Here is a 1528-nt window from a genome sequence, read left to right on the forward strand (position 1 = left end):
ACAATGAAGAGTTTGATCCTGGCTCAGGATGAACGCTAGCTACAGGCTTAACACATGCAAGTCGAGGGGCAGCGGGATTGAAGCTTGCTTCAATTGCCGGCGACCGGCGCACGGGTGAGTAACACGTATCCAACCTTCCGTTTACTCGGGGATAGCCTTTCGAAAGAAAGATTAATACCCGATAGTATGGTGAGATTGCATGATAGCACCATTAAAGATTCATCGGTAAACGATGGGGATGCGTTCCATTAGGTAGTAGGCGGGGTAACGGCCCACCTAGCCTGCGATGGATAGGGGTTCTGAGAGGAAGGTCCCCCACATTGGAACTGAGACACGGTCCAAACTCCTACGGGAGGCAGCAGTGAGGAATATTGGTCAATGGGCGAGAGCCTGAACCAGCCAAGTAGCGTGAAGGATGAAGGTCCTACGGATTGTAAACTTCTTTTATAAGGGAATAAAACGCTCCACGTGTGGAGCCTTGTATGTACCTTATGAATAAGCATCGGCTAACTCCGTGCCAGCAGCCGCGGTAATACGGAGGATGCGAGCGTTATCCGGATTTATTGGGTTTAAAGGGAGCGCAGACGGGATGTTAAGTCAGCTGTGAAAGTTTGCGGCTCAACCGTAAAATTGCAGTTGATACTGGCGTTCTTGAGTGCAGTTGAGGTGTGCGGAATTCGTGGTGTAGCGGTGAAATGCTTAGATATCACGAAGAACTCCGATTGCGAAGGCAGCTCACTAAACTGTAACTGACGTTCATGCTCGAAAGTGTGGGTATCAAACAGGATTAGATACCCTGGTAGTCCACACGGTAAACGATGGATACTCGCTGTTGGCGATATACGGTCAGCGGCCAAGCGAAAGCGTTAAGTATCCCACCTGGGGAGTACGCCGGCAACGGTGAAACTCAAAGGAATTGACGGGGGCCCGCACAAGCGGAGGAACATGTGGTTTAATTCGATGATACGCGAGGAACCTTACCCGGGCTTAAATTGCAGAGGAATGATCTGGAAACAGGTCAGTCTTCGGACTTCTGTGAAGGTGCTGCATGGTTGTCGTCAGCTCGTGCCGTGAGGTGTCGGCTTAAGTGCCATAACGAGCGCAACCCTTGTGGTCAGTTACTAACAGGTAATGCTGAGGACTCTGGCCAGACTGCCATCGTAAGATGTGAGGAAGGCGGGGATGACGTCAAATCAGCACGGCCCTTACGTCCGGGGCTACACACGTGTTACAATGGGAGGTACAGAAGGCTGCGACCCGGCGACGGGCAGCTAATCCCAAAAGCCTCTCTCAGTTCGGACTGGAGTCTGCAACCCGACTCCACGAAGCTGGATTCGCTAGTAATCGCGCATCAGCCACGGCGCGGTGAATACGTTCCCGGGCCTTGTACACACCGCCCGTCAAGCCATGAAAGCCGGGGGTACCTGAAGTGCGTAACCGCAAGGAGCGTCCTAGGGTAAAACCGGTAATTGGGGCTAAGTCGTAACAAGGTAGCCGTACCGGAAGGTGCGGCTGGAACACCTCCTTT

1 rRNA gene is annotated in these 1528 nt (G+C 52.6%); it reads left to right on the forward strand.

What is annotated here, in order from left to right:
* Nucleotides 1-1528, forward strand: a 16S ribosomal RNA gene (locus tag H3001_RS19250).

The sequence above is a fragment of the Phocaeicola faecicola genome (assembly GCF_013618865.1).
In the GTDB taxonomy this organism is placed as follows: domain Bacteria; phylum Bacteroidota; class Bacteroidia; order Bacteroidales; family Bacteroidaceae; genus Phocaeicola; species Phocaeicola faecicola.